Origin of the sequence: Micromonospora sp. S-DT3-3-22 (assembly GCF_015354745.1) — a bacterium.
Taxonomy (GTDB): Bacteria; Actinomycetota; Actinomycetes; order Mycobacteriales; family Micromonosporaceae; genus Micromonospora; species Micromonospora wenchangensis.
On record NZ_JACGMO010000070.1, the window covers coordinates 14,095 to 38,155 of the forward strand.

22 protein-coding genes and 2 pseudogenes are annotated in these 24,061 nt (G+C 69.4%); 10 read left to right on the forward strand and 14 right to left on the reverse strand.

What is annotated here, in order from left to right; all coding sequences use genetic code 11:
* Positions 1-160: 160 nt before the first annotated feature.
* The 3 genes from H1A17_RS20100 (at position 161) to H1A17_RS20110 (ending at position 2,080) form a co-directional block, all read left to right on the forward strand.
* A complete protein-coding gene (locus H1A17_RS20100; protein WP_194822647.1) occupies positions 161-571 on the forward strand; it encodes a hypothetical protein in 411 nt (136 codons plus the stop codon).
* A gap of 106 nt (positions 572-677) precedes the next feature.
* On the forward strand, positions 678-1,448 hold the full coding sequence (locus tag H1A17_RS20105) for a thioredoxin domain-containing protein (protein WP_228543885.1): 771 nt from the start codon (positions 678-680) through the stop codon (positions 1,446-1,448).
* The gene (locus tag H1A17_RS20110; RefSeq protein ID WP_145920723.1) at positions 1,445-2,080 is read left to right on the forward strand and encodes a vitamin K epoxide reductase family protein; all 636 of its coding nucleotides are present in this window, start codon (positions 1,445-1,447) and stop codon (positions 2,078-2,080) included. The genes H1A17_RS20105 and H1A17_RS20110 overlap by 4 nt, the downstream gene beginning before the upstream one ends.
* A gap of 331 nt (positions 2,081-2,411) precedes the next feature.
* Here the strand turns inward: H1A17_RS20110 and H1A17_RS20115 are convergent, their stop codons facing one another.
* The 7 genes from H1A17_RS20115 to H1A17_RS20145 form a co-directional block, all read right to left on the reverse strand.
* A complete protein-coding gene (locus H1A17_RS20115) occupies positions 2,412-3,041 on the reverse strand; it encodes a DJ-1/PfpI family protein (protein WP_145920724.1) in 630 nt (209 codons plus the stop codon).
* A gap of 1 nt (position 3,042) precedes the next feature.
* Positions 3,043-3,900, reverse strand: a complete 858-nt coding sequence (locus tag H1A17_RS20120; RefSeq protein WP_145920725.1) for an AraC family transcriptional regulator — start codon at positions 3,898-3,900, stop codon at positions 3,043-3,045.
* Positions 3,897-4,685, reverse strand: coding sequence for an ABC transporter ATP-binding protein (locus H1A17_RS20125; RefSeq protein ID WP_145920726.1), 789 nt, complete (start codon positions 4,683-4,685; stop codon positions 3,897-3,899). Before H1A17_RS20125 ends, H1A17_RS20120 begins: the two co-directional genes overlap by 4 nt.
* Positions 4,682-5,674 (reverse strand): iron ABC transporter permease, encoded by a 993-nt coding sequence (locus tag H1A17_RS20130; protein ID WP_309236823.1) that lies wholly within the window; start codon positions 5,672-5,674, stop codon positions 4,682-4,684. The genes H1A17_RS20125 and H1A17_RS20130 overlap by 4 nt, the downstream gene beginning before the upstream one ends.
* Positions 5,675-5,738: 64 nt before the next feature.
* Entirely contained in the window at positions 5,739-6,593 is an 855-nt protein-coding gene (locus H1A17_RS20135; protein ID WP_309236824.1) for an ABC transporter substrate-binding protein, read from the reverse strand.
* A 335-nt stretch (positions 6,594-6,928) separates the two neighbouring features.
* Entirely contained in the window at positions 6,929-7,978 is a 1,050-nt protein-coding gene (locus tag H1A17_RS20140) for a GlxA family transcriptional regulator (protein WP_228543886.1), read from the reverse strand.
* Positions 7,979-8,251: 273 nt separating this feature from the next.
* A complete protein-coding gene (locus H1A17_RS20145) occupies positions 8,252-8,893 on the reverse strand; it encodes a bifunctional 2-polyprenyl-6-hydroxyphenol methylase/3-demethylubiquinol 3-O-methyltransferase UbiG (RefSeq protein ID WP_194822650.1) in 642 nt (213 codons plus the stop codon).
* Between the two features lie 608 nt (positions 8,894-9,501).
* On the opposite strand from H1A17_RS20145, the gene H1A17_RS20150 reads away from it, so the two are divergent.
* From H1A17_RS20150 to H1A17_RS20170, 5 genes are read left to right on the forward strand one after another with little or no spacing between them, the layout of a single operon-like run.
* Positions 9,502-10,959: an ABC transporter substrate-binding protein gene (locus H1A17_RS20150; protein ID WP_194822651.1), complete on the forward strand. Its 1,458-nt coding sequence runs from the start codon at positions 9,502-9,504 to the stop codon at positions 10,957-10,959.
* A complete protein-coding gene (locus tag H1A17_RS20155; protein ID WP_194822652.1) occupies positions 10,956-11,912 on the forward strand; it encodes an ABC transporter permease in 957 nt (318 codons plus the stop codon). Before H1A17_RS20150 ends, H1A17_RS20155 begins: the two co-directional genes overlap by 4 nt.
* Before the next feature lie 32 nt (positions 11,913-11,944).
* Positions 11,945-13,747 carry a dipeptide/oligopeptide/nickel ABC transporter permease/ATP-binding protein gene (locus H1A17_RS20160; RefSeq protein ID WP_194822653.1) on the forward strand — a complete coding sequence of 601 codons (1,803 nt, stop codon included), beginning with the start codon at positions 11,945-11,947 and terminating at the stop codon, positions 13,745-13,747.
* Positions 13,740-14,687 (forward strand): oligopeptide/dipeptide ABC transporter ATP-binding protein, encoded by a 948-nt coding sequence (locus H1A17_RS20165; RefSeq protein WP_088643297.1) that lies wholly within the window; start codon positions 13,740-13,742, stop codon positions 14,685-14,687. The genes H1A17_RS20160 and H1A17_RS20165 overlap by 8 nt, the downstream gene beginning before the upstream one ends.
* Positions 14,684-15,469 carry a class I SAM-dependent methyltransferase gene (locus tag H1A17_RS20170; RefSeq protein WP_145920735.1) on the forward strand — a complete coding sequence of 262 codons (786 nt, stop codon included), beginning with the start codon at positions 14,684-14,686 and terminating at the stop codon, positions 15,467-15,469. The genes H1A17_RS20165 and H1A17_RS20170 overlap by 4 nt, the downstream gene beginning before the upstream one ends.
* 10 nt (positions 15,470-15,479) lie before the next feature.
* Here H1A17_RS20170 and H1A17_RS20175 read toward each other — a convergent pair whose 3' ends face one another.
* From H1A17_RS20175 to H1A17_RS20190, 4 genes are read right to left on the reverse strand one after another with little or no spacing between them, the layout of a single operon-like run.
* Positions 15,480-16,637, reverse strand: coding sequence for an acyl-CoA dehydrogenase family protein (locus H1A17_RS20175; protein ID WP_194822654.1), 1,158 nt, complete (start codon positions 16,635-16,637; stop codon positions 15,480-15,482).
* Entirely contained in the window at positions 16,634-17,821 is a 1,188-nt protein-coding gene (locus tag H1A17_RS20180; RefSeq protein WP_194822655.1) for an MFS transporter, read from the reverse strand. Before H1A17_RS20180 ends, H1A17_RS20175 begins: the two co-directional genes overlap by 4 nt.
* Positions 17,818-18,561, reverse strand: coding sequence for a class I SAM-dependent methyltransferase (locus tag H1A17_RS20185; protein ID WP_088643293.1), 744 nt, complete (start codon positions 18,559-18,561; stop codon positions 17,818-17,820). The genes H1A17_RS20180 and H1A17_RS20185 overlap by 4 nt, the downstream gene beginning before the upstream one ends.
* Positions 18,558-19,595 carry an enolase C-terminal domain-like protein gene (locus H1A17_RS20190; RefSeq protein WP_194822656.1) on the reverse strand — a complete coding sequence of 346 codons (1,038 nt, stop codon included), beginning with the start codon at positions 19,593-19,595 and terminating at the stop codon, positions 18,558-18,560. Before H1A17_RS20190 ends, H1A17_RS20185 begins: the two co-directional genes overlap by 4 nt.
* Positions 19,596-19,695: 100 nt before the next feature.
* Here H1A17_RS20190 and H1A17_RS20195 point away from each other — a divergent pair, with 100 nt between their 5' ends.
* Entirely contained in the window at positions 19,696-20,433 is a 738-nt protein-coding gene (locus H1A17_RS20195) for a class I SAM-dependent methyltransferase (RefSeq protein WP_194822657.1), read from the forward strand.
* Here the strand turns inward: H1A17_RS20195 and H1A17_RS20200 are convergent.
* Positions 20,430-21,653 carry an ATP-grasp domain-containing protein gene (locus tag H1A17_RS20200; RefSeq protein ID WP_194822658.1) on the reverse strand — a complete coding sequence of 408 codons (1,224 nt, stop codon included), beginning with the start codon at positions 21,651-21,653 and terminating at the stop codon, positions 20,430-20,432. The two genes, H1A17_RS20195 and H1A17_RS20200, sit on opposite strands and share 4 nt — an antisense overlap.
* Positions 21,654-21,824: 171 nt before the next feature.
* On the opposite strand from H1A17_RS20200, the gene H1A17_RS20205 reads away from it, so the two are divergent.
* Positions 21,825-22,865 (forward strand): pyridoxal-phosphate dependent enzyme, encoded by a 1,041-nt coding sequence (locus tag H1A17_RS20205; RefSeq protein WP_194822659.1) that lies wholly within the window; start codon positions 21,825-21,827, stop codon positions 22,863-22,865.
* Positions 22,866-23,166: 301 nt separating this feature from the next.
* On the opposite strand, the pseudogene H1A17_RS20210 reads toward H1A17_RS20205, so the two are convergent.
* Positions 23,167-23,827 (reverse strand): annotated as a pseudogene (locus H1A17_RS20210) (transposase family protein); the annotation flags it as partial.
* Positions 23,828-23,941: 114 nt separating this feature from the next.
* A pseudogene (locus tag H1A17_RS35625) lies at positions 23,942-24,061 on the reverse strand (VOC family protein); the annotation flags it as partial.

Genomic DNA, 24,061 nt, shown 5'->3' on the forward strand with positions numbered 1-24,061 from the left:
CGGGCGGCGACATGGCCCGGGTCTGCGGCTGAGTCACCGGACGGCCGGCTACACCACGGGGAAGACTCAGGATCTCGGTCATGTCCTCAGCTGCGCGCCTCGTGCCCGTGGGCGTCACGAGGCGCTCAGCGGGCCGCAGCGGCACCAGCGATGGCCAGCCGTGCTCGCGGTGTCCGCCCTCGCACTGGCGCTGATCGCCGCGGTGACGGTGCCACCGGTCACCGCGCAGGCAGCCCGTGACCGCGCGTTCTGTCCCAAGCGTCAGTCGGTGGCGATCAGCGGGGACGGCCACACTCTGCACGTGTGGTTGCAGCGCGACACCGCGTCTCCCCTCCTGCACCTCTGCTGGACCAACGACGGCGGCCCCGCCGACGAGATCCGCGGCTGGGCGGCCACCGCTGTGGACGCCACCGCTCCCGAGCTGCGGACCGATGTCGAGGTTCTGGCGCTGACCGCTCAAACCGCGATCGGACACGTGGCCCTTACCCCCGGTCACGTCTGGCGGCTGTCCTTCGAGCTGGACACGGACTCCGGCGCCCTCCCGACTCTGTCGACGGCCATCCGGATCTGACCGGTCGTCGCACGAGCCGGAACTCCAGCAGGGTCTCGAACGACCAATGAGGCAGCACCCGCCCGAAGGCGGCAGTGCGACGAAGCCTCGGGTGGAAGGTCCACGGATGTCCAAGAAGCGCAACCGCCCCGCAAGGCCGACCGCCGACGGCGGTAGGACTGGCGGTTCCGGAGCAGAGCGCAGCAGGAAGGCGTCTGACAAGGCTGCCAAGGCGATGCGCGCCCGACGTGTGAGCACCAACACCAAGATCACTTTCGGGCTGTTGGCGATCGTGCTCGCCGGACTCGCCGGGCTGTTCGTCTTCGTCCAGAACAGCAGTGACAAAGCTCGGCAGGCAGCTGGCGACCGGGTGGTGAGGGCGGACAGCCACCGGCTCACCGCCGCCGAGGACGGCAAGGTAACCATCGTCGAGTTCCTCGATTTCGAGTGCCCGTCCTGCGGACAGGCGTTCCCTGGCGTGGAGAGACTCCGCCAGGAGTACGCTGGCAAGATCACCTATGTGGTCCGGAACTTCCCGCTGACCCAGCACGCCAATGCACAGAACGCCGCCCGCGCCGCCGAGGCCGCCGCGCGACAGGACAAGTTCGAGCAGATGTACGTCAAGCTGTTCGAGAACCAGTCCACGTGGGGCGGGCAGCAGCAGGACCAGTCGGTCGTCTTCGAGGGCTACGCCCAGCAGCTTGGCCTCGACCTGGCGAAGTTCCGCACCGACCGCGACGACCCGGGCACCGCGGCCCGTATCCGTGACGACCAGAGCGACGGGACCGCCGCCGGGGTCCAGAGCACCCCGTCGTTCTTCATCAATGGCCAGCGCTTCGACGGGCAGGCCACGTACGCCGGGCTCAAGGCCGCCGTCGACGCAGCGCTCGCCGGATGAGCGGGCAGGTCACGACCGCTCCCGGCCCGGTGGTCGTCGCAGCGGACCCGACGGCGCCGTTCGCGGCGCGCATCATCGGCTGGGTGCTGGCCGTCTGCGGTGCGATCGGTAGCGCCGCAGCGCTGACCCTGACCATCGAGAAGATCAACCTTCTGACCGATCCGAGCTATCGGCCCAGTTGCAGCATCAACCCGATCCTGTCCTGCGGCTCGGTGATGACCACGCCGCAGGCGGCCGCGTTCGGTTTCCCCAACCCTCTGATCGGTATCGTCGGGTTCAGCGCGGTGACCACCATCGGTGTCGCGGTCCTGGCCGGCGCCCGACTACCGCGCTGGTTCTGGCTCGGCCTGCAACTCGGCGCGACGTTCGGTATCGGGTTCGTGCACTGGCTGATCTTCCAGAGCCTCTACCGTATCGGCGCGTTGTGTCCGTACTGCATGGTGGTGTGGGTCGTCACCATCGCGATCTTCTGGTATGTCACCCTGCACAACGTCCATCGCGAGCAGTTGTTCACTTCCCGGGGGGCTGTGCTCCTCCGGTATCACACCGTCGTCCTCACCGTCTGGTACGTCATCATCGTCGCCCTCATCGGCGAGCAGTTCTGGTTCTACTGGCGCACCCTGTTGACTTGAGCGGGTATAACTGCCGGTGATCAGCCGGGTGCCGAACCCTCCCCAGCCCCCTGACGTTGACCGTCGACCAGGACGATGCGAACCCGCAGGGGACCCTTGGCACCACCCCGTGTGGCCTCGGCCGGCTGTGCGCCGATCAGTGTGCCCACGCCCGCAGCCGCACTACCCGCCAGCACTGCCCGTCGCCTCATGAGGAGCACCTCCCGACACACGTCGATGTACAAACAGTCGCCGGCCGGGAGGAGAAAGTTCCTGGCCGTGGGTGAAGGTGCGGTGGGTGTCGCCGAACCAGACGGCAGACTCGGCGGTCCATGGTGGACCGGAGCACCCGTCAAGGCGACAGCATGCGGCCGGCCCGCTCCACTACCGACGGTGGCGCGGTGTCCACGGAACCTGCCTGGTACGGCGGCTCCGGGGCGTACTCGATGATCAGCTGCACGGTCTGTGCGGCCTCGTCGCCCATGATCCGGCCGGCCAGGATCAGCGCCATGTCGATGCCTGCGGACACGCCGGCCGCGGTCACGTAGTGGCCGTCGATCACCACCCGGTCCTTCACGGGCGTCACCCCGAAGCCGGTGAGCATGTCGAGCCCGGCCCAGTGGGTCGTCGCCCGTCGGCCCGTCAGCAGTCCGGCGGCGGCCAGCACGAACGCGCCGGTGCAGACGGACGTCGTCCATGTGGTGGTCCGGTCGACGGCCCGCAACCACTCGATCAGCGGGCCGTCGTCGGCCATCTGGTCCTGCTGGCCCGCTCCCCCGCCGACCAGCACGATGTCCGGCTCGGACACGTCGGCGTACGTCGCGACGGCGTCGACCGACAGGCTGCCCAGGTCGTTCACGACCAAGCCCGGACGCTCGGCGACGAACACGACCTCGGTGTCCGGCAGACGACCCAGAACCTCGTACGGCCCGAGGACGTCGAGCGCCGTGAAACCGGGATAGACGACGATGGCGACCTGCATGTCACGATCCCTCCGCGATGGCGAAGCGCTGTGGTGCCGCCCGGAACTGCTCCCGGCACCAGTCGCCGCAGAAGTGCCAGGTACGTCCGTCCAGTTCGAGGGTGATCGGGGTGTCGGGGGATACCGGCATCTGACATACCGGACACACCGGCTGTTCCGGGTTTACCGCCGCAGGCTCGGTGAACTCGGCGTTGCTGTCGGGGTGCATCCAGCCCGTGCCCTGGTATTCGAGGTAGGTGGCGGTACGCTGCGCGACGGCGCGCCCGAAGTAGCGTTCGACGATCCGCAGGGCCAGGTCGGTGCCCGAGGTGAGCCCGCCGGCGGTGGCGAGCCGGCCGTCCTCGACGTAGCGGACCCCGGCGACGACGGTGAGGGCGGGAAACATGGCCTGGAGTGCCTGGTAGGCGCTGTGGTGGGCCGTTGCGGTCCGGCCGTCGAGGAGGCCCGCCTGGCCTAGTACGAACGATCCGTTGCAGACCGACATGGTCACTGCGGTGTTCTGATGGACACGCCGCAGCCAGTCCAGCACCTCGGGGGCGAGCTTGCCGGTGTCCAGGGCCGGGACGACCACGATGTCCGGTGCCGGCACTGTTTCGACGGCGTGACCGGGCACGACGACCATGCCTCCGGAGATCGGGACAGGGTCCGTCGTAGCCGCCACCGTGGTCAGCGTGAACGGGGTACGCCCGTCGTCGAGGCGGGCGTACTCGAACACGCCCCACGGGCCGGCGAAGTCGACCAGTTCCGCGTGCGGTGAGAGAACGACGGCCACGGTGATGGTGCCGGTCGCAGGTGGTTCGAGGGGTGCGGTGAGCCTGGCGTCGGGAACCGGCTCGCCGGGCGGGCTCTGCATGGTCATCTGGAAATCTCCCGTTCGGAACACGGCGCCGCGAACACCAGGTGCGGCTGACCGGTGAGTGGGTGGGTGGTCGTCGCTCCCCGTACGCCGAAGACATCGGCCAGGCGTTGCGGGGTGAGCACGGTGACGGGATCGTCGGCCGCGACGACCCGGCCGTGGTGCAGCAGCACGACGGCGTCGCAGTAGGACATCGCGTGGTCGAGGTCGTGCAGGGCGGCGACGGTGGTGAGCCCGAGTTCGCGGATCAACTCGAGCAGTTCCAGTTGCGCGCCGATGTCGAGGTGGTTGGTCGGCTCGTCGAGCAGCAGCACCGGGGTGTTCTGGGCGAGCGCGCGGGCGAGTAGGACCCGCTGACGTTCGCCGCCGGACAGCGTGACGAAACGCCGCCCCTCGGCCCACTCGATGCGGGCGCGGACCAGCGCCTCGTCGACGATGGTGCGGTCGGTGATGCTCTCCCGTTCGAGCAGTCGCTGGTGCGGGATCCGCCCCATGGCGACGATGTCGCGGACGGTGTAGTCGTTGTCGAGTTCCTGGTCCTGGGCGACCACCGCCCGTAACTGGCCGGCCCGGCGGGCGGGGACCTGCCAGACGTCGTGATCGCCGATGTGCACGGTGCCCTGCTGCGGCCGGATGATGCGGTACAGGCAGCGCAGCAGTGTGCTCTTGCCGGATCCGTTCGGCCCGATCAGTCCGGTCACCCGGCCGTCGGCGGCGGTGAACGAGACGTCATCGAGGATGGTCGTGCCGTCGATGGTCACCGAGACGCCGGTCGCCACGACCCTCATCGCACCGCCCCGGACTGGCTGCGCAGCAGCCACAGGAAGAAGGGCGCGCCGAGCACGGCGGTGAAGATGCCGATCGGCATCTCGTTCGGCCGGTCCAGGGTGCGCGACAACAGGTCGACGAGGATCAGGAAGACCGCCCCCAGCAGCAGCGACACCGGGATCACCCGGCGATGGTCGGGGCCGACCAGCAGCCGGACCGCGTGCGGCACCAGCAGGCCGACGAAGCCGATCCCACCCGCGACGCTGACGATCGTCGCGGTCAGCAGCGACGCCACCGCGAGCAGCCCGAGACGTAGCCGGTTGACGTCGATCCCCAGCCCGGCCGCCGACGTCTCGCCCATCGTCAGCGCGTTCAACCGGCGGCCGTCAACCAGCAGCCAGAGCAGGCAGAGCAGCAGGGCGGCGGTGGGTGCGGGTAGGTCCGGCCAGGACGCGGCGGCGACCGAGCCGAGCACCCAGAACAGGATGCCGCGTAGTTCGCCCGGGTTGGCCTGCAGTTGGATGTAGCTGGTGACGGCACTGCCCAGATAGGCCACGGCCACTCCGGCCAGGATCAGCCGGCCCGGCGCGACCCGACCGGCCCGCTGTGCCAGCCCCACGACCAGGGCGACGCTGACCACCGCCCCGAGGAAGGCCGCGCCGGAGACACCCAGTCCGGCGATCGCCGCGGGCACGAAGCTCAGCGCCAGGGCGGCGCCGATGGAGGCGCCTCCTGAGATGCCGAGCAGGTAGGGATCGGCCAGCGGGTTGCGCACCAATGCCTGCAGACAGACTCCGGCGATGCTGAGACCCGCGCCGGCGACCCCTGCCAGCAGCACCCGGGGCGCGCGGAAGTCCCACACGATCTGGTCGTAGAGCAGGCTGCGCTCGGTGTCTCCCGGCGTGAGGTGCGCCCAGGTCACCGCGACCACGTCGCCCAGCGGCACCGGTACCGTGCCGACGGCGATCGCGACCGCCGCGGCCAGCACGACCGCGACGGTCAGGAGCACGATCAGCAGCGGAACGGCTCTGTCGGGTACGAGGTGGGCACGGGCCGCTTCCGGGCGGGTGCGGTCAGTTCGCTGCGTGGACGGCATCGCTGATCTTCTTCACCGCGACCGCGTTCAGCGGTCCGAGGTAGAAGCTGTCGGAAACCGAGGTGTAGGTCTTGGTCTTCGACGCCGGCCACTGCGGATACTGCGCGAACAGCTGCTCCGCGAACTTCTTGGCGTCGTCGTCCGGCTGGTACAGGCCGATCACCAGCACCTCGACGTTCGCCGCGGCGAGGGCCTCGACGTTGAGTGCGGTGAGTTGCTGGTCGGTCAGGCCGCCGAACGCGTTGACACCGCCGGCCCGGGTGATGATGTCGTCGAAGATGCCGCCGCCGAACACGGCAGGCACCTTGAGACCCATCGCCGACCCCATACTGGGATAGGCGGCCAGCACCCGCTTGGGTGCCCCGGTCGGCGACGGGATGGCGGCCAGCGCCGTGCGCGAGTCCTGCACGACCTGCGCCGCCTTGCCTTGAACGTCGAAGATGACCCCGAGTTGGTTCAGCAGCTCGTACGACGACTCGACCGACCGCTTCGCATACGTGGCCGTGTCCTGCGGTCGGGGCGAGGTCGCACCGTTGGCGCAGTTCGACGGGGACACGAAACTGTTGATGCCGGCCTTGCCGAGCTCGTCGCGGGTGATCGAGCCGATCTTGTCGTCGAACCCGCCCGCCCACGTCGAGATCACCAGATCGGGTGACTGGGCGATCACCTGCTCGCGGGGGACCTCGAAGTTCTTGTTCAGCTTCAATCCGCCGGTCGGGATGGCCTTGATCCGTTCGACCATCGTCGGGTCGTCGGAGACGCCGTAGCTCTGGCTGTTGGCCACGATGGTTCCCTCGACACCGAGCGCGATCATCGACTCGACCTCGGCCACGGACGCGCCGTTGAGCAGCACGACCCGGCGGGGCGCCTGGGAGAACGTGACCTCACGGCCGCAGTTGTCGATCGTCAGCGGATACGTGGTTCGGGGACCGACGGCGACCGACGCGTCGGCCGATGCGACCGGAGCGTCCGGCACCGTCGTCCCCGAGCAGGCGCCGAGCGCGACGACGAGGCCGATGGCCAGCGTGGAACGGACAATCCGGTCTGGAACGAGAGTCACGTCGAGCTCACATCTCTGTCATGAAGCGTGCACGGAAAGCCGAAAATGGCATGAAAATATTCATTTCGCCATATGTCAGGAAGCTTAGAAGCGGCCCGCGCTCACGCCTATGACGTACCGGCCAACAAATCTGCCATCGACGAAGATCCGTCGGGGATCACCGATTCCTTCGCCGACGCGCGACGGTATTCGGTCGGCGAAATGTCGAGTTCGCGCAGGAACGCCCGGCGCATCGCCTCCGCCGACCCATATCCGCAACGGTGAGCGATACCGAGCACACCATCGGTGGTGTCGGTCAGCATGCGCTGGGCAGCCTCCAGCCGGATCAGGTCCACGTACCGGCCCGGCGGCATCCCGACCTGTTCCCCGAACACCCGGGCGAACTGCCGCGGAGACAGCCCGGCGCGCTCCGCCATCGCCGGGACGGACAGGTCGGCCGCCAGGTTCGCGGCGGCCCAGTACTGCACCTCGCGCAGCGGATCGGTCCGGGCGATCTGGGTCGAGAGCTGAACGCTGAGCTGGGCCTGATTGCCCGGCCGACGCAGGTAGCACACCAACAGCCGGGCGATGCCCAGAGCCACCCCACGACCGAAGTCCTCCTCGACCAGCGCCATGGCCAGGTCGACCCCGGCTGTCGCCCCCGCCGACGTGGAGATCGTCCCGTCCCGGACGAAGATGGCGTCCGGGTCGAACGCCACCCGGGGAAACATCTCGCTCAGGTAACCGCAGGCCTCCCAGTGGGTGGTGGCCCGGCGACCATCCAGGAGACCGGCCTTGGCCAGCAGGTAGGCCCCGGTGCACACCGAAACCACCCGCGGGATGCCGGGAGCACGCTCGGCGAGCCAGGCGACGAGCCGGTCGTCGACGTCTCCCACGCCCGGCCCGCCCGGCACCACCAGCAGGTCCGGATCCTCGACGCCGCCCAGGTCACCGTCCGGGACGAGGCGCAGACCACCGGCGGCCCGGACCGCCCCACCATCGAGAGAGGCGGTCCGGATGACGTACGGCAGGCTGTCCGCGTCACCCACGAAGCGGGCAGCCGACGTGAACACGTCGACCGGACCGGCCACGTCGATCGGCTGCACCCCGTCGAACAGGATGACCAGCACCACCCGGGTGCGCACCCCGGCTATCCCGGCGTCAGGAACGTCAGTCATCACCTCGGGTTGGTCGCGCCGTGGACGGCTTTAGTTCCCTGTTCCGACCTTCCACCAGCAGCGGAGCGGGTCCCTCGCCCACAGTCCCGCCAGCGTCAGCAGCGTGGAACCAGCCGAACCCGACGGCCTGCTCATCACCGGCGACGCCATGGCCCGCCGGGGGACGGTCGCCTCCGGTAACGCGGAACGCTCTGCCCGAACCGAATGACGCCCGTCGTGGGCCGGTTCGCGCGGGCCGGGCCGACGGCGGTCGCCTTCGCAGCGAAGATCCGGTCAGCCCGTCCTGCGCAAGGCGATCACATTGTCGGTCACCTCGGCCGTCTGGCCACCCGGGCCGGTGGCCGTCCGATCGCGGGCTTCGCAGCGAAGCACATGCCAGGACGTGGAATCGAGGGCCAGACCGGCCAGGGTCTCGTCCGGGGTGGGAATCGTGGCCCCCTGGTTCCAGGACCATGGTGCTACTGAACCGTGGTCGACGATCAGCAGCATGCCACCGGGGTTCACCTGCTCGCCGAGATCACGCAGGATGCGGGCCCTGGGGAAGTCGAAGAGGCTGTGCAGGTAATGAGCGCTCACCAGGTCCCAGGTGCCCCGGGGTAGGGAATCCGCCAGATCATGCCGTTCGGTGACGATCCTGTCGCTCAGTCTCTGCCGGGCGGCACGTTCGCTCACCCGTTGCAGGGCGGCATCGGCGATGTCGACCGCGGTGACCTGCCAGCCGCGTTGCGCGAGCCACAGGCTGTCGCCGCCCTGGCCGCAGCCCAGGTCGAGAGCGGCACCCGGCGGAAGGTCACCGACCGTTGCGGCAAGGATCGGGTTGACGCGCACCTCCCACTGGGCGTCGGCCACCTGCTGGTGCAGACTCTCCCAGAACTCGGCCGGGGTTGCCGCGTCCGGGCGCTCGATGTACTTCATACGCTCACGTCCTCACGATCGATCAGGCTCGACCGGCATGGTGCCCCCTGTCACGCGATGCCGGCGAGGAAACTTGCCGGATCGGCAAACGACCTTCGGAGGGACAACGAGGGCTCGGGCGCAGGGGTGCACGCTGGGATCGGGGCACGGCACCGTGACCGACTCGCCTCGGGGACACCCCGTCGCCGGATCGGAGCAGGTGCCAGGCACCGGTTCGGACTGTGGCGGGGCTGCGTGAGGCAGAGCCGACAACGCCACACTCCCGCGCCCGGTCGGCGTACCGCATCACCCGACTGGTCCGCCGATCCGGTCGCCGGCTCACCTTGAGGGAACTTTCGCTTGTCGTCAGACGACTATGTCTGTGAATCACCCCGGCCTCCTTCTCGAGGTAAGGGTGTCCGCCACCCCTGGTCAGCGCAGATGCCACTCTGGAAGGCTCCTTGATGCGTGTCGCTCGGTATTTGGACGAAGGTTCCTCGCTGCTACGGGCCTGCCGACCAGCCCGGGCGCTGGCCACACTGGCGGTGCTGGCTGCTCTGGTGGCAGGTTGCACGGCCAGCGGATCCGGGGACGCCGATCGAACCGCCGCGACCGGCGGCACGCTGCGCGTGGCGAACGCGAACGAGTACGGCGACCAGGACCCGCACGACTACAACGGGGACTGGTTCATCGCGCCGATGGTCTTCGAGACGCTGGTGAAGTACGGACAGGGTGGTCGCCTGGAGCCGGGCCTGGCCACGTCGTGGCAGGTCGCGGCGGACGGACTCACGATCGACTTCGAGCTGCGGACCGGTGTGAAGTTCCACGACGACACGCCGTTCGACGAACAGGCGGCGAAGTGGAACCTCGATCGCTGGGTGGGCAAGGAGTCGCATTCCTGGCTGGCCGCCTCGAAGATTATCAAGGCCGTGGAGGTGCCTGGGCCGATGAAGCTGCGGCTGCGCCTCGAACGCGCCTACGACCCGCTGCTGCAGGAACTGACCTTCACCCGGCCCCCCGGCTTCATGAGCCCCAAGGCCGTCGACGCTTCCGGGAAGTTCACCAAGGCCATCGGCACCGGGCCATGGCGGCTGGAACAGATCACGACGACGGCCGCGAGCCTGGTCCGCAACGACGGCTATTGGGGCGTCAAACCGAAGATCGACCGGGTTGAGTTCAGCGTCAGAAAGGACTCGCAGACCCGGGTCTCCGCGCTGCGCGCGGGCGAGGTGGACATGCTCGGCGGCAGTTACCTGGCGCCGATCTCGCCGACCGAGGCGGTCACCCTCGGCAAGGACGAGCGGGTCACGGTGCTGCACGGTGATCCGGACATCACCGTCATGCTCGGCTTCAACCTCAACGGCGTCGCGGGCGACAAGGCGATCCGCGAGGCGGTACGGTACGCCCTGGACCGGGAGACCCTGACCAAGGTGCTCTACGCCGGACAGGCCAAGGCTGCGACCACGCTGTTCGCGCCGGGAATCCCGGACGCAGGGGCGCCGCAGAGCCTGCCCTTCGATCCCGACCAGGCCCGCCGGATTCTCGATGCGGCCGGGTGGCGCCAGGAGGGCAAGGGCCGGGTCAAGGATGGCAAGCAGCTGGTCCTGTCGCTGCGGATCCCGTCGACAGCCGCCGTCGGCTGGCAGGACTCGCGGCTCAGCGCTCAGGCCGTCGCCTCGGCACTGGGCGAGGTCGGGATCACGGTGAACATCGTCGCGGTCGACGAGGCCACGTTCTACGACGACCTGCACGCCGGCAAGTACGACCTCGCCTTCATGGAGACCTACGGCGCCCCTTACGACCCGTCGGGGTTCGTGGTCGGCTTCCTGACCGGCGACCGTAAGGATCCCGGACTGTGGAAGACCGACGAGGTCGAACGGCTCATCGACGGAGCGCTGTACGCCCGGGACGCCGCCACCCGCGCCAAGAACTACCAGGAGGCCTGGGCCGTGCTGAACCGGGAGGCCGCCTTCGTGCCGATCGCGTACCGGCCACGGGTGTGGGCCGTCGGCCCGGCGGTCAAGGGCTTCCAGGTGCCGCACACGGAGTACGACTTCGACCTGTCCACGGTGACGCTACAACGATGAACGGTCTGCTCGTGCGTTGGACTCGGCGGTCGGCCCGGCTGGCCGCCGAGTTGGCGCTGGTTCTCGGAATCACGTCGCTGCTGGCGTTCGGGCTCATCGCGCTGGCTCCCGGTGACGCCGCCACCCGGCTCGCGCAGCAGCGGGCCGGGCACCCCGGCGTCACCGAGGACCAGGTCGCCTCGGCCCGGCGTGAGCTGGGAATGGAGGGCAGCATCCCCGAACGTTACGTCCGTTGGCTCGGCCACGCCGTGCAGGGTGATCTGGGGAAGTCCGCGCGCACCGGCCGGCCGGTCCTGACCGAGTTGGCGGAACGCGTCCCGGTCACGCTGTCGCTGGCCGGGCTGGCGGCGGTTGTGGCGTTGCCGCTAGGCATGCTGGTCGGTGCGCTGGCCGTCATGCTGCCGTGGCGTCCGGCTCGACGCGGCCTGCGGCTGACGGGCCTGCTCGCCGTCTCGTTGCCCACCTTCTGGGTCAGCTATCTACTGGTCGTCGTGCTCACCGAGCAACTGGGTCTTCTACCCACCTCCGCCGACGGCGGTCTCGCCGGATACGTGATGCCGGTGGTCGTCCTCGCCCTACCGGCTGTCGGCCTACTCAGCCGTGTGGTCGCTGTGTCACTGCGCGAAGCACTCGCCCAACCGTACGTACGCGCCGCGCAGGCGCGGGGCACGCCGACGGTGTCGATCGTCGTGCGCGACGCGCTGCCCAACGTCGCCGGCGCCGTCCTCAACACGATCGGCCTGATCGTCGGCGGCATGCTCACCGGAGCGCTGGTGGTGGAGACCGTCTTCGCCCACAACGGTATCGGTGACTACTTCGTCCAGGCCGTGAACTTCCGCGACCTGATGGCGATCCAGGCGTGCGTGCTGTGCTTCGCGCTGGCCTTCACCGCGACCAACCGGCTGGCCGACCGGCTACACGGCCGGATCGACCCACGGGTGAGCAACGGATGACGGCGTCGGGGGCGGGCCGCCGGCGTCGTACCGTGATCTGCGCACTGCCGTTGCTGGGTTTCGTCATAGCCGGGGCTCTGGCGCCGGTCATCGCTCCGTACGACCCGATCGCCAACGATCTGATGGCCAGCCTGGCGCGGCCGTCGATGGAGCATCTGCTGGGCACCGACCAACTGGGCCGGGACCAGTTGTCCCGCCTGCTGTACGGTGCGCAGGCCTCACTGATACTGGCCGCGGCGGTGCTCGCGGTGTCCGTCACTGTCGGGGTGGTGATCGGTGCCGCCGGCGGCTTCCTCGGCGGCTGGCCGGATCGCGTGGCGTTGTGGTTGATGGACGTGACGCTGACCCTGCCCTCACTGATCGTCGCGCTGGCCATCCTGGGCGTGCGCGGTCACGGCAGCGCCAACCTCGTTCTGGCCCTGTCCCTGACCGGTTGGCCGCCATTCGCCCGGTTGGCGCGCGGGCGGTTCGTCAGTCTCCGCCGCAGCGCCTACTTCGACGCGCTGCAGGTGCTCGGCGCGTCCCGGTTCCGGATCCTCTTTCAGCATGCATTGCCCGCCCTGGCAGCACCAGTGCTCGTCTACGCGAGCATCGAGATCGGTTTCATCGTGCTGTCGCTGGCGTTCCTCAGCTTTCTCGGTCTCGGCATCCCGCCGCCCGAACCGGAGTGGGGGCAGATGCTCATCGACGCCCGCCCGTATCTGGACTCCGCCCTGTGGCTGGCGTTGCCACCCGGCCTGGCCATCGCCGCCGTCGTCCTCGCCAGCAACCTGCTGGCCGAGCAGTTCGCCACCGACAACCTGCCGCTGGTACGGCTCGGAATGCCGCGGCGGCGCGCCCGGATGAACGGCTCGACCACCGGCCCGTACCGGGTCGAGGAACTCGCGGTCGCCTTCGCCGGACGAAAGGTGGTGGACGGTATCGACTACCGCGTAGCCCCTGGCAGAGCGTTGGCGATCGTCGGGGAGAGCGGGAGCGGCAAGACGTTGTCCACCCTCGCCCCGCTCGGGCTGGTCGATGCCACCGCGCGGGTCAGCGGCCGCGCGGTCCTGGGCCAGGTCGACCTGCTCGGCGGCGGACCGGCGATCCAGGAGGCGGTGCGGGGGCGCCGGGTCGGTGTGGTGTTGCAGGACGCGCGGGGTGCGCTCAACCCGGTCCGGACGGTGGGCGCGCTGCTCGACGACGCGGTGCGGCACGCTGGCGTCGTCCCGCGCGGCCGTGAGCGCGCCCGATCGCTCGAGCTGTTGAAGATGGTCGGTCTCCCGGAACCGGAGTCGCAGGTCTCCGCCTACCCGCACACGCTGTCCGGTGGAATGTGCCAGCGGGTGATGATCGCCCTGGCCCTGGCCGGAGAGCCGGAGATCCTGATCGCCGACGAACCAACCTCGGCGTTGGACGTCACCACCCAGGCCCAGATCCATGCTCTGCTGGCGGATCTGCGCGAATCCATCGGGATGGGGCTGATCCTCATCAGCCACGACATCGCGGCGGCGGCCCGGATAGCCGACGACATCGCGGTCTGCTACGCCGGCCGCATCGTCGAGGTCGGGCCGGCAGCCGACGTCGTGAGCCGGCCCGACCATCCGTACACACGCGGCCTGCTCGACGCGGTGCCGTCACCCAAGGCGGTGCCCGGAACCCGGTTCCGGACCCTTCCGCCCGCGGAGCCGGCCCGACGCAAGGTGGGTGCCTGCGCATTCGCACCGCGCTGCGCACATGCCACGAAGCGATGTCACGTCGAGGAACCGCCGCTGCAACCGGTGACGCCAGGGCACACCTCTGCCTGCTGGGCGCGTCCGACGGTGGCGCGGCCGATCGGGTACGACGGTGCTTGAGCTGACCGCAGTACGAGTGGCGTTCCCGATCGCCGGCAGGCTCGTGCCGGTGGTCCGCGACGTCGACCTGAGTGTCCGCCCCGGCGAACTGCTGGCGCTCGTGGGTGAGTCCGGTTGCGGCAAGTCGACAATCGCCCGGACCGTGGTGCGGCTCGAACGCCCCATCGCCGGCACGGTGTCTCTGGACGGCGCGGATGTCCACGCGCTGCGCGGTGACGCCCTCCGGGCGTACCGGCGGGCGGTACAGATGGTCTTTCAAGATCCGTTCCAATCGCTGAGTCCGCGGCAGACGGTCGCCCGTGCGCTCGCCGAACCACTGCACATCCACCGCATCGGCTCTCGGGCGGCACGCCGCCAGCGGGTGGCGGAACTACTCGAGCTGGTCGAGCTGGACCCGGGCCTCGCCGGGCGGCGGCCGCGTGAGCTCAGTGGAGGGCAGCGCCAACGCGTCGCGATCGCCCGCGCTCTCGCGGTACGGCCCCGGCTGCTGATCTGCGACGAACCGGTCACGGCCCTCGACGCGCCCGTGCAGGCCACCGTCCTCAACCTGATCCGGGATCTGGTGGACAGGCTCGGCCTCGGCTGCCTGTTCATCGCGCATGACCTCGCCGTGGTGCGCCAACTCGCCGACCGGGTGGCCGTCATGTACCGGGGCCGAATCGTCGAGAGCGCGCCCACGCTGCGCCTGATGGATGCCGCTCGGCACCCGTACACGCAGGCGTTGCTTGCGGCCGTCCCACGCCTCGACGCGGACCCTTCGCCGGCTCCTACGCTGCGCGGGGAGATGCCCGGCCCGCTCGCCAGCATCGACGGGTGTGCGTTCAACCCGCGTTGTCCGCAGGCGTTCGACCGGTGCGAGGCCGAACGCCCGCAAATGATCGTCGGGCCCCGTCCCGACGAGTCCGTCGCCTGTCACCGACAGAATCAGGAGCAAGCATGATCGACCAAACGATCGCGCAGGCCTCGTTCGCCGAGCTGCTGCGCCGCTGGGATGTCCAGCAGGACATCTACATCGAGCAACGCGAGCGGGTGTTCACCGTGATGTTCGACGTCCTGGAGCAGCTCTGCCCGCAGCCCGGCCTGACGGTGCTCGATCTCGCCTGCGGTCCCGGCGCCATCAGCGAACGCTTTCTCCGCCGCTTTCCCGAGGGCCGCGCGGTGGCGCTTGACACCGATCCGGTGCTGCTCGCCATCGGCGAGGGCGGGCTCGGCGACCAGGGCGGGCGGCTGCGTTGGGTCCGGGCTGACCTCCGTGATCCGTCGTGGGCGGAGCGGCTCGGCCCTGAATCCGGTGAGGGCTCGTTCGATGCCGTCCTGTCCAGCACGGCGCTGCACTGGCTCACGCCGCCCGCGCTGACGGCGGTCTACCGCACCGCGGCCGGGTTGCTCCGCCCGGGTGGCGTCCTGGTCAACGCCGACTACCTACCACTACCTGCGGGCAGCCGCCTCCGGGCCGCCTGTGAGGCCATCGACCGGGGGCGCCAGCAGCATGCGATCGAGGCCGGCGCGGAGCCGTGGGAGGACTGGTGGGCGGCCGTCGAAGCGCACCCGGCGCTGGCCGACGCCGTCGCCGAACGGCAGACGCTGTGGCCAGCAGGGGCCCGTGACTGGACGGGTGCCACGCTCGACTATCACCAGGCAGCTCTCGTGGAGGCCGGGCTGACCGAGGTCGGCGTGGTTTGGCAGGATCTCGAAGAGCGGGTCCTGGTCGCGATCCGCTGAGCAACGGATCTCAGCTGTACGCCGTGGTCGGTGGCGGGTTGCCGGTGAGCAGGTGCGTGCCGAGTTCCCGGGCCTTGTAGGCGACTGGATCGTGGACGGTGAGCGTTCGGGCGTCACGCCAGAAGCGGTCCAGTCCGGATGATCGTGTCGTGGCGCGCCCCCCGGTGAGTTCGAAGATCCGGCTCGTTGCCTCCATCGCGAGGCGGGTGGCTACGACCTTCGCGGCCGAGACCGTCAGCGCGGTCCGGCCACGTTCGGCCGGGGTCAGGTCCAGGCCCCGCCGGTCGGCCTTGGCGAGGGCGCGGGTCGCGTCGTCGGCCAGCAATCGCGCCGCGTGGAGGCTCGCGGCGAGTTCGCCGTATCCGGCGAGCACGTGTGGGTCGTCGACGGCCCTGGCCAGCCCGCTGGCTGGCCAGGGCCGGGACTGCTCCCGCGTGTAGCGGGCAGCCTCGTCCAGCGCTCCCTCGGTGATGCCGACGAGTATCTGGGTGAGCACTGTTTGGAAGGCGAGGGAGACGAGCGACAGTTGCTGCCATCTCGGGCTCGTCTCGTCCTCACCGGGCGGGAAGGTGCCCAGCACGTCGGCGGGGCCGGCCGTGACATCCCGCAGGACGATGCTGCCGCTGGCCGTCAGGCGCTGGCCCAGGTTGTCCCAGTCCGGTGGATGCGAGAGCCCGTCCGCGTCAGCGGGTACCACTACCACGATGCGGGACTCCTGGTCGTCGCGAATCGCGCCGACCAGGATCCGGTCAGCGACGGCACATCCGGTGGCGAACGCGCCCCGGCCGGAGACCGTGAACGTGTCTGCGGTCGTGGTCGCCACGATGGTGTCGCGTGGGTTGCTGACGGACGCCACGAAGAGCCCTTCGGATCTGACGTCTTGTCGCAGTCGGCGGGCCAGGTCGGCGTTGTCGTACAGGCGGGCGCGCCAGAGGTGTGTGTAGTGGTAGCCGAGGAGGTGTCCGATCGAGGCGTCGGACGCCGCGATGATGCGGGTGACGAGGTGCGTGGTCTCGAGGTCGTCGGGATCGGCCGCGAGCAGTCCGCTGCCGCGTAGCAGTTGGATCTCGGCCCGCGGCGGTCGGTTGGCGCGCTCGCGCGCGACCACGTCTTCGTGCAGGCGCCCCGCGACGGTGCGGGCCGCGGCGACTGCGTCGGCCGGGGTCATCGGGGACCCACCGGTGCGGGAGCGGGGTGCCGGAGCCTTCGGTGCACCAGTACGACCAGGATCGGCAGCAGCACACACTGGGCGGCCACGGCCAGCCATAGCCCGGGCAGGTGTCCGGCGGTCTCGAACGCCTGGTAGACGACGCCGCCGACGACACCGCTGAGGAGCGCGCCGACGCCTTCGGCGAGCCGCTGGTGCCCGAAGACCACCGCCGCCGAGCGGGGGGTGCCGGCGAGCGCCTCGAGGACGTTCTTGAGAAAGAGTATCGAGTTGCCCACGCCGAGGGCGACGATGCCGGCGGCGATCGTGAGTTCGTGCCCGCCGGCGAACGCGGTCATGCCGATGGCCAGGCCACCGAACCCGATCGTCATCGCCTGGGTGTACCGCATCTGTTCGACCCGCCCTGCCAAGAGTGGTTGCAGCACGACCAGCAGCAGCGAATAGCCCATCATGGCCGATCCGTAGAACACCGTGGGCACCCTTCCTTCCGCATAGGACGCGAGATATTGGTAGAAGTAGAGGTGGAGGTAGATGGTCAGGGCAGTCACCGTGAACGGCAGGACCGCCAGCCCGCTCAGGGCACGGTGCAGCGGCTCGACGGCCCGGGTGTGGCCACGCGATTCCTGCGGCAGGAGCGCGTGCCCGACCGTCAGCGCGGCATGCAGGGCGGCCGCGGTGGCGAACATCACCCCCGGGTCGTTGATGAACAGCGCACCTACCACCGGACCGAGGGCGATCCCGGCGTTGCCGGTGGCGTAGCTCGCCGACACCAGCCGCGGCTGCTCGTCCGGGTCCGCGCCGTGCACCGTGTAGGCGCGGACGGCGGGCGAGTACAGCGCGGTGGCCGCCGACCGGATCATCAGCGCCAGGACTGTCACCGGCGGCCATACCTCGCCAGCGAGCAGTCCCAGCGAACCGAGCGTCTGCAGCGCCATCGCCAGCAGCAGCGAACGCCGCAGGCCGAGGTGCTCCGCCAGCACCGCGCCCGGCGCTCCGCCGGCGAACTGCACGAATGCCGTCAGCCCCAGGACGACGCCGACCTGATCCATGCTGAGGTCCATGCGCTGCCGCAGCAGGATCGCCAGGTACGGGTAGACGGAGAAGCCGATCAGGTTGACGAGCAGCCCGCTGCCGAGCAGGGCGATCCGCACCCCGGTGAACGAGCCGAGTGCGGCGGGTCTCACCCGCTTCCCTTGCTGCCCCGGATGATCAGGCGGGTCGCGTTGGCGTCGTAGGGGCCGCCGTCCAGATTGCCGAAGCACTCGATCTTCCCGAATCCTGCCTCCGCGAACATGTCGCGCAGTTCGGCGGCGCTGTAGACGTAGCAGGTGAGGGAGGTGTGCGCGGCTGTGTCGCCCCGCACCAGCGTCCAGTCGGTTCGGTAGCGGGTCCAGTCGTCCAGAATCGTGTCGCGCATCACCACCATGCCGCCGGGCACGTCGACGATCTTCGGTGGTCCGACCCACGACGCGTAGGTCTCCTTGCTCAGCAGATCGACGAGCAGCTGGCCTCCTGGAGCGAGGGACCGGTGGGCGTTGTGCAGCACCCGCATGTTGTCCTCGTGGTCGTCGAAGTAGCCGAAGGAGGTGTACATGTTCACCACGACGTCGTACGCCTCCGGCGCCCCGTACTCGCGAACGTCCGCTCGTACGAGAGACGCCGTCGCGCCGGCGTCGGCGCACGCGGCCGCCGCGCGTTCGAGCAACTCGGGGTGCAGGTCCACGCCGGTCACCTGGTAGCCACGGCGAGCCAGTGGCGCGGTGAAGAACCCCGTGCCGCAGCATTGGTCGAGCACGCGGCTTGCGGGAGCGAACGCGAGCAGGGGTGAGGTGGCGACCGCATCGGCGGCGGCCCGCGCACGCTCGGGGGTGAAGAGCACCTCCGAGAAGCCGGACCACAGGTTCATGTCCTCGTACCAGTTCACTGTCGACTCCGTTTCGGGCTGGCCGCGGGTGCCACCCCGAGCCCGGGTCCGTCGCCCAGGACGATCCACCCGCCCTCGAGTCCGAGCCCGCGGAAGGGTTGATCGCGGAGGTAGAGGTGGCCGTCGAGGTCGATGTGGTCGGCCAGCGGGGCGAGCAGCGCGGCCTGGCTGATGGCGAGTTCCGACTCGCACATGCAGCTGAGCAGCACCGTGAGCCCGGCCTGCCGGGCGGCTGCCATGACCCGTCGTGCGGCGCGGACGCCGCCCGCCTTGCACAGCTTGACGACGATGCCGTCGGAGTGTTTCCGGGCGGCGTGGACGCTGGCCACGTCGGTGCATCCTTCGTCCAGGACGATCGGGAGCCGGTCGGGAAGCTCTCGGTAGCGGACGTAGTCATCGATGCGGCTTCGTGGGAAGGGCTGCTCGACGAGGTGGACGCCAAGCGCGCGCAGACGTGGCGTGAGGGCACGCGCGGTGCTGAGATCCCACGCCTCATTCGCGTCGATCCGGATCGGCAGCGGTGTCACCTGCCGGATGGCGTCGAGGACATCGATGTCGTCGGGGCCACCGACCTTCACCTTGAACGCACCCACCTGCGGTGCGTTGCGGACCGCAGTAGCGGCCTCGGCCGGACTCGCGATCCCGATCGTGTACACCGTCGGCCCGATCCGGCGGGGCGCGGCGAGGAGCTGCCAGGTCGGCCGTCGGCCGACCTTGCCGATCCAGTCGTGCAGCGCGCCGTCCAAGGCCATCCGGGCGCCTGCCGGCGCGTCCCAGGCGTCGACACGTTCGAGCGCCGCCTGCGGGTCGGTCAGGTCGGGACCGAGCAGGGCAGAGCCGTCGGCCTCGATGGCCCGTGCGACATCGTCCGCAGTGACCCCGTCGTACTCGATCGGCGTGCCCTCACCGTAGGCAACGATGCCGGCATGGGTGACGGTGACCATGCAGGTGTCCACGGCGTCGATCTCACCGCGGGAACTCCGCACGGTCTCGGTCAGCCGCAGCGAAACACGCTCGACGGACAGGCTCAGCATGACATGCCTCTCTCCGATCGTTCGACGCGCCGGAACCGATCGGGAACCGGCAACGACATATACAAGGAGGTAGATCTGACCGGTGGCGAAGGGAACGGCGATGGAGTGGTTCGAGGACGAGTCGATGTGGACCGATTTCTCTGCGGTGTTCTTCTCGCCCGAACGTGCCGCGGAAGCCGAGACGAGAGTCGCCTCGTCGCCGCTGCTGCGGCTGTCGCCCGGCACCAGGGTGCTCGACCTGGGATGCGGGCCGGGCACGTACACGATCCCGCTGGCCCGCCGCGGTGCCCAGGTGGCCGGGGTGGACCTGAGCGCAGCGCTGCTCGATCGGGCCGCGACGGCGGCGGTCGAGGCCGGGGTCGACGTGCGGCTGCTGCGGGCGGACATGCGCCAGTTCGTCGAGGCCGGCCAGTTCGACCTGGTGATCAGCATGTACACGTCGTTCGGCCTGTTCGACGACCACGACGAGAACATGCAGGTGCTGCGCAACGCGCTCACCAGCCTCACACCCGGCGGCCGGCTCCTCATCGACCTGTACGGCAAGGAGGTCGCGGCCCGAGACGGGGCCGCGCCGATCATTTCCGACGTCGATGGAGGCACGCTGATCGTACGCGGCACCGTGCTGGATGACTGGACCCGTTTCCGGGACGACTTCTACCTCGTCCGCGGCGGCCGGGCCCGGCAGACTTCCATCACGCATCACCTCTACAGTGCCGCCGAGCTCAAGCGGATGCTCACCGCAGCGGGCTTCACCGGCGTCGAGTGTTTCGGCGGATTCGATGCCGAGCCCTTCGACAACCACGCCCGACGGCTCATCGTGCGCGGCACCCGGCCCTAGCACGCGGGGCGGGTCTCGACACGCACGGCACCCGCCGCGGCCACGGCGCGGTGCGTGGCGATCTCCGCGGTCGGCCCCTCGGCCAACAGGATCCCCACGTAGCCGCGCCCGTCGTTGAGGTGCTCGATGGAGGCACCGACCGCCCTGGTCGGGTACCACTCGGGTCGACCGGGATAGCGGGCGATGTCGTCGAGGCCGTGCACGGCGACGAGGTCGCCGGACCTGTCCGGATACGCCAGTACGAACGCCACAGCCGGTCCACCGCCCAACGGCATGTCGAGCAGCCGCGGGCGGCGGCCCAGCGCGAGGTCGATCATTCCCCCGTAGACATTCACATCCAGGGCCCGGCACATCGACTCGCCCACGAGCGCACCGCCGATCCGCGGATTCACCTCGATCAGACGCGGCCCGTCGGCGGTCATGGCCAGCTCGACATGGGCGAACCGGTCGGTGTAGCCGAGGACCGCCAGCACGTCACCGAGCCAATCCTCGATCGCCCGGAACTCGTCGGGCGGCAACGCCACCGGAAACGCGGTCACGTCCTCCCGGAACCAGGGCTGCGGCGACATAAGGCGGCTCGACATCCCCAGCATGCGAGTGCGACCGGCCCAGGTCACAGTCTCGGCGCTGTAGACCGGACCGGCGAGGAACGGCTCCGCGAACAACCGCCCGAACAGCGTCGCGCCCGCAGCCTGCCGTTGCAGGCGGGCGAAGTCGTCGGCGTCGCGGACGAGCCACACGTTCCGGCTGCTGGTACCGGCTGTGTCCTTGACAACGGCCGGCAGGCCGACGGCTGCCGCCAGTTCGTCGAGCGACAGTGAGGCCACGTCGTCCACGGCGAACGCCGGGAACGGGCTCAGCCTATTGCCGTGGAGCAGGTCCCGGACGCGTGACTTGTCGCGCGCCAGCCGGATGACCGCCGGGTCGATACCCGGTAGACCGAGCTCGACGGCGAGCTCGGCACCGGTCACGCCCCACGTATCGGTAGAACTGATCAGACCCCGGAGGTCCTCGATCGCGCGCAGCGCCTGGGAGACCGCCTCACGATAGTTCGTGTCCACGGCAACGACCTGGATCGCCTCGGGCGGCAGCTTCGCGAGTTCATGCAGGTACAACTCCTCGACACCGGTCAGCAGCACGATCCGCTCGCCGGCAGCCCGGGCGGCACGTACGAGGTGGGCGAGCCCGAAGGAGAGCATCTCGAGGCAGGCAATCGTCACGGTGTATATGTCGTCCCGCCGGCCCGAAGAGTTCCCGACCTATTGCATCGACTACGGCGGAACTAATGCGGCCGCCGACCCGACTTACCATCCGACACAGACATACGTCGGCTTCAATGCGTTTGGAGTGTCTCCGCCATCCACCGGCTTCAACCCCAGGGACGACCGCCGATGTCACTGCCGAACCCGCCCGACGTGCCAACGACCGTCCACAGCCACATCACCGACGCGATCCGGGCTCCCAGCCTGATCAGACTGTCGGACAACGTCGTGCTGCTACGGTTCGAGACCCTGAAGATCTACGCCGCGCTCGGCGCCGTCCGGGCCCTGCTCGCCGAAGGCACGATACGGCCCGGCGATACCCTCGTCGACAGCTCGAGCGGCATCTACGCATTGGCACTGGCGATGGTCTGCCACCGCTACGACCTGCGATGCCACATCATCGCCTCCACCACGGTCACACCTACCATCCGGGCCCAGCTGGAGATCCTCGGTGCCACCGTCGACCAGATGCCGGCCGAGCACGATCTGCGGCTCGACCAGAACCGGCGAGTCGAGCGGGTACGCCAGCTGCTGCGCGCCAATCCCGGCATGCACTGGATGCGCCAGTACCACGACCCGGTCCATTATCTCGGCTACGCCGAACTCGCCGACCTGGTGCGCGCCGCGCTGCCGGACACGCGCCTTGCCGTGGTCTCCAGCGTCGGCACCGGCGCGTCCAGCGGGGGGCTGATCCAACCGCTGCGAGCACACGACCCGGCAACCCCGCTCGTCGGCATCCAGCCGTTTGGCAGCGTGAGCTTCGGCAGCGAACGGTTCCAGGACCCCGAAGCCATCATCGCCGGCATCGGCAGCGCCATCCCGTTCGACAACGTCCGGCACAACCTCTATGACCAGATTCACTGGCTGACATTCCGATACGCCATGGCCGGCGCGATCGGCCTGATGCGCGACCACGCGGTCTTCGCAGGCCTGTCCACCGGCGCCGCCTACCTCGCGGCGGCCTGGACGGCACGACGGGACCCCGGTCGCACCCACCTCGTCGTGGGGGCAGACACCGGGCATCGCTATGTCGAACGGGTCTTCGCCCGCTACCGCGAGGCCCTGGACCCCGACACGCTCAAACCCATGGAGATCGACTCGCTCGACGGACTCGCGCCGCCCTGGTCGGTCATGCACTGGAGGCGCCACCCGAGAGCTCAAGATTCCTGAACCGCATGGCTGGAGTCAGGTGCCCACGGCAACGATGTCAACGCGCCCGGACGGATCGAGGGTTACCGGGAACTTCTGTGGTGTGGTGGCCCACCACACGGAACCGTCGCCTGCACCGTTCCCGGGGCGTGAGTTGGGAGGCTGGGGTGCCCTCGTGACCCCGCATCCGCAGGGAGCAGTCGCCGGTACGCCGTGCTGTACGTAGCGAAAATGGACCCCCACCTGCGTGAGGACAGATGCCTTGCTCACCAGAGGATGTCTCGAAATTCGGTGAAGGTGTTGCCCGGCACCGGTGTTGGTGTCAGCCGGCGAGGATGATGTTGTGGAGGTGGGCGATGCCGGAAGCGGTGTCGGCAATTGTTCGGGCGGCTCGGCGGTAGTCCCGCAGGATCTTGAAGGTCTTCATGCGGGCCAGGGCGTGTTCGATCTGGGCACGGATGGTGCGGTGTTGCTGGTTCAGGTCCGCTTTCCACTGGGGTTCGCTGCCGTCGGTGGGTTTGCGGTCGGGATGATCACCTCGGGGTTGCCGCGGTAGGCGCGGTCGGCCATGACTGGCCTCCCGTGAGTTTCTGGGTGATGCCGGAGGTGCGGTGGACGATGGTGTCGTAGCGGTTGCCGGGTTGTGGATCGTCGAGGGCGACGACGAGGCGGGTGTGGGCGTCGATGGCGACCTGCAGGTTCGTGCTGTAGCGGTAGTTCTTGCTCGGGGCGGCCAGGCGGTGGTCCCGGGTGGGGATGAGGGTGCCGTCGACGATGGTGATCTGGTCGATGCGCTGTCGGCGTGCTGGGGTGAGGGCGAGCAGGGGGCCGAGGGTGTCGATGACCCGGTGCGCGGCGGAGTGCGACACCCCGAACAGTGGTCCGATCTGCCGCATCGTCAGGTTCGTGCGCCAGTACGCGGCTACCAGCAACACCCGATCGGCGAGGTCGAGCGACCACTGCCGGCCCGGCCGACCATCAGCGCATGATCGAGTGCACGCTCATGCCGCCGACCGCGTGCCACGGGCGGTAGCTGCTCCCGAGGTCACCCGGCGTCCGGGACGTTGCCGAGATGGCGGAGGCGTTCGTCTGGTGAGTTACCGCAGTGCTGCGGCGAGGTCGGCGGCGTTGTCGAACGCGGGTGCTGCCCTTTCGGATTCGTCTTCCGTGAGCGTGACGGACTTGGCGCGGGTCAGCATCTCGGCCGCAGTCTTTGG